Source organism: Limnospira sp. PMC 1279.21 (genome assembly GCF_032349615.1).
Taxonomy (GTDB): Bacteria; Cyanobacteriota; Cyanobacteriia; order Cyanobacteriales; family Microcoleaceae; genus Limnospira; species Limnospira fusiformis.
The window spans coordinates 1-8,205 of record NZ_JARPLU010000187.1 but is presented as its reverse complement, the minus strand read 5'-3'; the positions used below and the strand labels follow the sequence as shown (position 1 = coordinate 8,205).

The following is an 8,205-nucleotide window of genomic DNA, read 5'->3' as shown; positions in this document are numbered from 1 at the left end:
ATTTCGGCTAGATTCCCTTTTGGCTAAGACTTTCAGCTTTTTTGTCCTGTACTGAGTTATCAATTATAAATTGTCCATTATGAATTGTTAATTATTAATTATTAATTATTAATTATTAATTGTTAGGGGATTTCTTCCGAGTTCCTCAAATTCTCAGCGACGAAAATTAATCCTTTCAACCATCGATAATCGGCCATGGACAATCGGTAATCGGTAATTAATTATCAATTATCAATTATCAATTATTAATTATTAATTATTAATTATTAATTGTTTCAAGTCTTCGACTAAAATCGCAAAAAACATATCATCATCTACCTCGGAAATTACCCAACTATTAACATCTAATTTGGGTTTATGGGTGCGGTCAAACCAGGTGAGACCGCGAGTTGATATTCCTTGGGTTTCTATCTCAACTTTCGCCCGGTAAAACTTGAATAATTCCGGGTAGAATATATAAGCGATAGTAGCGGCATCATGCACTAAAAAACCGGGAATCCCACGAGTGCGGCGGTTTTTTAAGGCGGTTGTTACCATGAACTTGACTAAATCAACTATAAATTCTGCGATCGCACTTTGGGGATTAACTGCGGCTATGCGATCGCTAATTTCTGGGGTGAAAATTAAATGCTGGGTAACATCTAAGGAAATCATCACCAAATCATGACGACTGGCGAAAACAGTAGCCGCCGCTTCCGGGTTATAAATAATATTAAACTCTCCATGGGGGGTAACATTTCCCCCCAAATGAAAAGAACCCCCCATAATCACAATTTCCCGCGCTAACTTGAGAATACCTGGGCGTATTTGTTCTGCGGCGGCTAAATTAGTTAAAGGGGCGATCGCTGCTATAGTAATTTCCCCTGGATATTTTTCTAAACAGTCAATAATCACCTGTGGCGAACCCAAAGCCTCCTCAAAATTATGGGTAGGCGGCGGTAAAGTATCCGACAAATTCCCGATACCATCATCCCCGTGAATATGACTAGCATTTCCCACCAAAGAATTAACCCCCATCACCCCACGACCCACCGTCACCCCATCCATTCCAGTCCAAGCCAGAACCTGACTAGCCGTGGTAAAAGTGCGTTGAGCCTCCACATTTCCTTCTGCAGTTGTCACCGCCACCAATTCAGCCATACCTTGGCTAACCAAACTTTGCAACCATAGCAAAGCGAACACATCATCCCCACCTGGGTCAGTATCTAAGAGAATTTTTCTCGGCTTTATTGTTAATGTCATATTGCCAGCTAATTCTTATTATTAGAATTGGGTTTGGGTGGACGAGGTAAATAATTATTACTCTCAGTTTTTTGCATTTGTTTAACTACCAAAAGCAAACGTTTTATATGAGGTTTAATAATTGTCTCGTTTTCATTAGATATGCGTTCTATTTCAGCCTGAATTTGAGACACATCACCCGCCTGCCGCTGAACAGGAGTTGTCAATTTACCCTGTTGATTTTGTAATAATGCGATCGCATTTTGTAACTCAATCACACTACCCTGTAAAGGGGCAATTTCCTGGTGAAACTGCTGTTCCATCTCATCCAAAGCCTGAGACATTTCACTCTGAAACGAAGCCACAGACTCCGTTAACACAGCCACCTGTTTTGACCCACGAACCCTCATCAATTCATCCTCACTTACAGGCTCTGGTAATTGGCTTTGTAGTGCCTCAATATCTCCCCTTAGTTGTTGGCGCAACCCCAAAATTGCCCGCACCGCCTTTTGTTCCAAAACCTCCACCGACTCCCGAACCTCAACCACATCAGCCTGAGTTTCCCCCATAGACTGTTGTAGGCGATGTCGGTTAGCAACATTAAGAGAGAGAGCCACAGTCAGAGGCGCAACCCCATAGAAAGCCTGACCCGAAAGCGCCACCACCACCGACCCAATAGCAGAACTTGCCAAAGAAATATATTCTGCCCACTCCAACCAGTGGCGCTGAGGTAAAGACGAGGCTAACAGATCAGACTCTGACGAATTAGGTTTGGGCATGGCAGCACTGTGATTATGGTTAAGTACAGATTGATTTGGGTGAGAAATCGGAGAAAACATAGCCATGATTTCAATTTAGGTTAAAAGTGAGCAGGTCGATTATGCTACAAGCAATTATGTTATAATCCCAGTCTAATCCGTAATTGTCCGATATGTTGCCTAGCAGGAGTTATCCGTTTTATGGAACCAAAACCAAACCAGGGATTCGCCAAAATTCGTCCATTTTTGAGTATTGCCACGTTTATCGGACTCCTGATTGGGGTAGGTTTACTGACCCTTAACCTTATGTTTGCCCTCATTGACAAATTCAGCTAATCTTCCTCAATCCTTAATGTAGGAACTTACGCACCTGATACTCATAGCTTTCAATAATCGGCATTTTCAGATCACCCATGGCTAGGTCTAGCTTTTCTAAGGCTTCTGTGGGAATGGACTTCCACTGTTCGCGAGTTTCCCAGCGAATTACTAGGATCACCTCTTCGAGTTTGGGGTCAACCCAAGTTTCCTTACCAATAAAACCCGGAAACTGCTTCAGTCCTTCTGTCCAAACCTGTTCATCCTTCTGAATAAAGGCTTCCCACAGTGTTGGGGGAACCTTAAACCGTAACCATTCAATCACCATATCATTAGACCAATTATCAGATTAGCGCTTAAAAAAGCTACTAGCTAGTCGCAGCACACCCGCAATATCAGCCTCTCCATCACCGGTACTATCTAAGAAACTCGTCAAAACCGGATTTTCGCCTTTTTGTGGATCTTGGCTATTAGTCCCAGTTTGCAAAAAGTTCAAAACCACAGGAACCAATAGGGGCAGCAAACTTCTAATAGTCTGAGCATTAACTCCGGTGCGCTGTTCGACCGCTTCAATCAGTCGATTTTGCGTTTGGGGAGAAAATAGCAATTGTACCACAGCAGGATTCGCTTGGATACCACTATACTGATTAACAAAGGATTGTACTGACTCCTTGCCTTCCTGGTTGCACTTTTCCTTGAGTGCCGATCGCACATAGTCCCCCACCACAGACATCACCGCCTGGGTGGTTTCCGGAGACCCACCAAAGTTAACCCCTAGCTGTTGTGCCGTATTTATGAGATCATTAATTTGGTTAATGTTGGCTTGCAGTGCTGGGTTATTCAATGCACCGACAATTTGATCAAATAGTTTCATGGACAATTACCCGTCATTCACTAAATTTACTTCTAGTGTACCCCTAGCGCCATCACCATGCCAAAACCAAAATTTGCAGATAGCCTGGGGACTATCAAAGTTCCTTGACCCATGCACACTGTTGAGCGTGCATCTCCCAACTTCATTAAGTTTATCAAAGGTTGATCAAAATTGACTTATTAAAATGCTAGAATACTTGTCCAGTAGGTTCTCACCTTCTGCTCAACTTGATCCTGAATGTGCCGCCTGAATTATAGATACCGATAATAATATCAGACATCCCCAAAATCTAAAATTCTGACAGCCATCAGAACCGAGGGTTACGCCTGGTATTTTGTAGACCTTCCTGGCTAATTGTAAAGCAACGGATGCCTCAAACCTCACCCAAACCCAATTCTTCAAATACCCTAACTCCTTGGGGGTTGTCTCTGCCGTTTTTCAATAATTTGGGAATTCGGCAAAAAATTAGTAGTGGCTATATGATTGTTCTCGGTGTAGCCGTCGGGGGTGTGTTAACCGGATTTGTAGTTAACACAGTTCTCACCAATAACAGTAATAAACAGTTTAAGATTAATCACAACCAAGCCCATTTTTTAATTAACTTAGATACGAATATTTTTGACCTAAAAGACCAGCAAAAAAAGCTGGTTAATAATATCAACAACCCCGACAAAATATTAATCATAATTTCCCAAATTAGGTCAGAAATTTTTCAATTACAACTGGCTCTGAACAATTGGCAGGAAGTGCCTAGCACCACGGACCCTAAAATCCAGCCAGACTATCAAAGATTACAAGAAATTTTGCAGGATTATAGCAGTGCGATCGCTGTATATACAGAGGAAATAAACCGCATATTTCCAGCTACAGAAACTGGTAATAATAGCCCAGAAAATCTACAAATAATCCAACAATCATTAAACAACTTCAACAACAGCCCCGCCGCCACTAACCTCTATGATTTGTCTGGGGAAGCATTGCGGTTAGCGGTTAATTTCCGCGATCGCGCCGACTTAGCCTTAGTTGAATTACAAACCGGACAAAGTATCGCTCGTAACATTATATTAATAAGTTTATTAACCGCTATAGTTTTAGGTTGGTTACTAGCCAAATATACAGGTAAAGCGATCGCCGATCCGATTGAAAAAATGATTGACATTGCTGATCAAGTAGGAGAAGATTCCGATTTTGCCCTAAGAATTCCCCTAATGGAAGACCAGCATACAGAAATCGGCAAACTCACAACCACCCTTAACCAACTAATTAAACGAGTGGCACAATACACCGAAGAACTCCAAAAAGCCAAAATTGCCGCCGAAGCAGCCAACCGATCAAAAAGCGTATTTTTAGCCAACATGAGCCATGAACTTCGCACCCCCTTAAACGCCATTATTGGCTATAGCGAAATGCTGCACGAAGAATCAAAAGATTTAGGCTACGATGATTTTTTACCCGATTTAGAGAGGATTCAAACCGCCGGGAAACACCTCTTAGACATGATTAGTGATATTTTGGATATCTCCAAAATCGAAGCAGGTCATGTCACCCTGTATCTCGAAGATTTTGCCGTACAACAATTAATTGATGATGTCGTAGCCACCGCCACCCCCTTAACCGAAAAAAATCATAACGCTCTGAAAGTCAAAACCGCCAAAGACCTCGGCACCATGTATGCCGACTTACCCAAAGTCAGACAAGTGCTATTAAACCTATTAAGTAATGCTTCCAAATTTACCAATAAAGGAACCATTACCCTGCAAGTGCAGCGAGTAACCAAAATTCCCAATGAGTGGAAAAAAGACACCTTGAATGCCGAAAAATTTGCCAGTGCTAAAACTCAGTATTTAGTTTTTCAGGTCAAAGACACAGGAATTGGTATGAATAAAGAACAGGTTAAACACATTTTTAAAGCCTTTATCCAAGCTGACGCTTCCACAACTAAACGATTTGGTGGCACTGGTTTAGGACTCGCTATCAGCCAACGACTGTGTGAGATTTTAGGCGGCGGCATTTATGTCAAAAGCCGTGAAGGAGTAGGCTCGACCTTTGTCGTTTGGCTGCCAGTCCACGTCTCTGGTCAGTATTTGTAGCCACCATAGCTCTGCTGATCACTTCGGTGATCCGTACCCCGAAGGTTAGGAATAGAGAACTAATGCCCCTAGTCAATTAAGCTAAAGTCTATAAATAGTCGGACAGACTCAAACCTTGAGAAAATGATGGCATTCTTATCAAAATCTTCCGCCAAAGGTCCCCCATGGTTAATAGCAGTCAATTATTAGATAAAATCAGTATAGGAGGTTATAAATTATGCAACCCACAGATCCGAGTAAATTTACAGAAAAAGCATGGCAAGCCTTAGCACAAACTCCCGATATAGTCAAACAGGCTCAACAACAACAAATCGAAACTGAGCATTTGATGAAAGCCTTGCTAGAGCAAGATGGACTGGCTAATAGTTTATTTAACAAAGCGGGAATATCAGTAGCTAAGGTCCGGGAAAGTACGGAAAACTTTATTAATCGTCAACCGAAAATTAAAGGAAACAGCACCAACGTATATTTAGGTCGCACTTTAGATACGCTGTTAGACAACGCTGAAGCCTACCGCCAACAATATGGAGACGAATATATATCGGTTGAGCATCTGTTATTGGCTTACACTAAAGATGCTAGATTTGGTAAAACTCTCTATCAAGAATTTCGACTAGATGAAGCGAAACTTCAACAAATTATTACCCAAATTCGAGGAAATCAAACTGTGACAGATCAGAACCCGGAAGGCAAATATGAAGCCTTGGAGAAATATGGACGCGATTTAACTGAAGCGGCGCGTATGGGGAAATTAGACCCGGTAATTGGTCGGGATGAAGAAATCCGTCGCACTATTCAAATTTTGAGTCGGCGCACTAAAAATAATCCGGTTTTAATTGGGGAACCAGGAGTTGGAAAAACTGCGATCGCAGAAGGATTGGCTCAACGTATTATCGCCGGAGATGTGCCTCAATCTCTCCAAGAAAGAAAACTAATAGCACTGGATATGGGGTCACTTATTGCGGGGGCTAAGTTTCGGGGAGAATTTGAAGAACGCTTAAAAGCAGTCCTGAAAGAAGTGACGGACTCGGAAGGTAAAATCATCCTATTTATTGATGAGATTCACACCGTTGTTGGTGCGGGAGCTACCCAAGGTGCGATGGATGCGGGAAACCTCCTGAAACCTATGTTAGCTAGGGGTGAGTTGCGCTGTATTGGTGCCACAACCTTAGATGAATATCGTAAGTATATTGAGAAAGATGCAGCCTTAGAGCGACGTTTTCAGCAGGTTTACGTTGATCAGCCTAATGTGGTTGATACTATCTCGATTTTACGAGGCTTGAAAGAACGCTATGAGGTTCATCATGGGGTGAAGATTTCTGATAGTTCTTTGGTGGCGGCGGCTACTCTGTCTACTCGCTATATTAGCGATCGCTTCCTTCCTGATAAGGCGATCGACTTGGTAGACGAAGCCGCTGCTAAGTTGAAAATGGAAATCACTTCTAAGCCGGAGGAACTAGACGAAATCGACCGGAAAATCCTCCAATTAGAAATGGAAAAACTGTCTTTGCAAAAAGAAAGTGATACCGCCTCCCAAGAAAGGTTAGAACGACTGGAAAAAGACTTAGCCAACCTGAAGGAAGAACAACGCACCCTCAGCGCTCAGTGGGAGTCGGAAAAAAATACAATTACCCATATTCAGTCCCTCAAAGAAGAGATTGATCGGGTTAACATTGAAATTCAACAAGCCGAACGTAATTACGATCTCAACCGCGCTGCTGAGTTGAAATATGGGACCCTGGAAGCTCTCAAAAAACAACTCCATCAAGCTGAGTCACAATTACAAGATACTCAAACCGGAGGGAAAACTCTCCTCCGGGAAGAAGTAACCGAGTCTGATATTGCTGAAATTATCTCTAAGTGGACGGGGATTCCTATTAGTAAATTAGTCGAATCTGAGAAGGAGAAATTACTGCATTTAGAAGATGAGTTACATCAACGGGTAGTGGGACAGGATGAAGCTGTAACAGCCGTCGCTGACTCTATTCAGCGATCGCGCGCTGGTCTGTCCGACCCTAACCGACCTGTGGCTAGTTTTATCTTCCTCGGACCAACCGGAGTCGGTAAAACCGAACTAGCTAAGGCTTTAGCCTCCTACCTATTTGACACCGAAGAGGCGATCGTGCGTGTTGATATGTCTGAATACATGGAGAAACACTCCGTTTCCCGCCTTTTGGGCGCTCCTCCCGGATATGTAGGTTATGATGAGGGAGGACAACTCACTGAGGCGATCCGCCGCCGTCCCTATGCTGTCATTCTGTTTGATGAGATAGAAAAGGCTCATCCTGATGTCTTTAATGTCATGCTTCAGATTCTTGATGATGGTCGAGTGACTGATGCTCAAGGTCGTACTGTCGATTTCAAAAATACTATCATTATTATGACCAGTAACATTGGGTCGCAGTATATTTTGGATATTGCTGGCGATGATTCTCGCTATGAGGAAATGCGTCACCGGGTTATGGATTCTATGCGATCGGCTTTTCGTCCAGAGTTTCTTAATCGCATTGATGAAATTATTATTTTCCACTCTCTCAAACCCCACCAATTGCGCGAAATTGTCCTCCTACAATTAGGCAATCTTTCTCAGCGCCTAGAGCAGCATAAAATGTCCTTAAAATTGTCTGAGAGCGCCCTGGACTACCTAGCTGATGTCGGTTTTGACCCCGTTTATGGAGCCCGTCCCCTCAAACGAGCTATTCAACAGGAACTAGAAACACAAATTGCCAAAGGCATTCTTCGGGGAGAGTTTAATGATGGAAATACCATCTATGTTGATGTCGAAAATGAGCGGCTTTCTTTCAAGAAATTACCCAGAGAACTAATCATCAAGTAAGAAACTAAATTTTAACTGATTCTTTATCCTTAACAATCACGAGGTTATTGAAAATATATAATTCCAACATTGAAGCCAGGTCAGACTCTAGTATTGGACAATGCAACGTTT

Annotated in this window: 7 protein-coding genes; 3 read left to right on the top strand and 4 right to left on the bottom strand. The window is 42.5% G+C overall.

Features of this window, described 5'->3' with window-relative positions:
* Positions 1-252: 252 nt before the first annotated feature.
* Positions 253-1,242 (bottom strand): nucleoside hydrolase, encoded by a 990-nt coding sequence (locus P5683_RS20650; protein ID WP_006669215.1) that lies wholly within the window; start codon positions 1,240-1,242, stop codon positions 253-255.
* 8 nt (positions 1,243-1,250) lie between these two features.
* Positions 1,251-2,066 carry a hypothetical protein gene (locus P5683_RS20645; RefSeq protein WP_006617174.1) on the bottom strand — a complete coding sequence of 272 codons (816 nt, stop codon included), beginning with the start codon at positions 2,064-2,066 and terminating at the stop codon, positions 1,251-1,253.
* 114 nt (positions 2,067-2,180) lie between these two features.
* Here P5683_RS20645 and P5683_RS20640 point away from each other — a divergent pair, with 114 nt between their 5' ends.
* Positions 2,181-2,315 carry a hypothetical protein gene (locus P5683_RS20640; RefSeq protein WP_006624103.1) on the top strand — a complete coding sequence of 45 codons (135 nt, stop codon included), beginning with the start codon at positions 2,181-2,183 and terminating at the stop codon, positions 2,313-2,315.
* 13 nt (positions 2,316-2,328) lie between these two features.
* Here P5683_RS20640 and P5683_RS20635 read toward each other — a convergent pair whose 3' ends face one another.
* Positions 2,329-2,622 carry a TIGR03792 family protein gene (locus P5683_RS20635; RefSeq protein WP_006617175.1) on the bottom strand — a complete coding sequence of 98 codons (294 nt, stop codon included), beginning with the start codon at positions 2,620-2,622 and terminating at the stop codon, positions 2,329-2,331.
* Between the two features lie 21 nt (positions 2,623-2,643).
* Positions 2,644-3,168, bottom strand: coding sequence for a DUF937 domain-containing protein (locus tag P5683_RS20630; protein WP_006624102.1), 525 nt, complete (start codon positions 3,166-3,168; stop codon positions 2,644-2,646).
* Positions 3,169-3,536: 368 nt separating this feature from the next.
* On the opposite strand from P5683_RS20630, the gene P5683_RS20625 reads away from it, so the two are divergent.
* On the top strand, positions 3,537-5,258 hold the full coding sequence (locus P5683_RS20625) for an ATP-binding protein (protein ID WP_006624101.1): 1,722 nt from the start codon (positions 3,537-3,539) through the stop codon (positions 5,256-5,258).
* A 217-nt stretch (positions 5,259-5,475) separates the two neighbouring features.
* Positions 5,476-8,094 (top strand): ATP-dependent chaperone ClpB, encoded by a 2,619-nt coding sequence (gene clpB / locus P5683_RS20620; RefSeq protein WP_008052989.1) that lies wholly within the window; start codon positions 5,476-5,478, stop codon positions 8,092-8,094.
* Positions 8,095-8,205: the final 111 nt, after the last annotated feature.

What these genes read in the sequence shown, in the direction of transcription:
- P5683_RS20650 (WP_006669215.1), bottom strand. Translation starts at nt 1,242, where the DNA reads ATGACATTAACAATAAAGCCGAGAAAAATTCTCTTAGATACTGACCCA.
- P5683_RS20645 (WP_006617174.1), bottom strand. Translation starts at nt 2,066, where the DNA reads ATGGCTATGTTTTCTCCGATTTCTCACCCAAATCAATCTGTACTTAAC.
- P5683_RS20640 (WP_006624103.1), top strand. Translation starts at nt 2,181, where the DNA reads ATGGAACCAAAACCAAACCAGGGATTCGCCAAAATTCGTCCATTTTTG.
- P5683_RS20635 (WP_006617175.1), bottom strand. Translation starts at nt 2,622, where the DNA reads ATGGTGATTGAATGGTTACGGTTTAAGGTTCCCCCAACACTGTGGGAA.
- P5683_RS20630 (WP_006624102.1), bottom strand. Translation starts at nt 3,168, where the DNA reads ATGAAACTATTTGATCAAATTGTCGGTGCATTGAATAACCCAGCACTG.
- P5683_RS20625 (WP_006624101.1), top strand. Translation starts at nt 3,537, where the DNA reads ATGCCTCAAACCTCACCCAAACCCAATTCTTCAAATACCCTAACTCCT.
- clpB (WP_008052989.1), top strand. Translation starts at nt 5,476, where the DNA reads ATGCAACCCACAGATCCGAGTAAATTTACAGAAAAAGCATGGCAAGCC.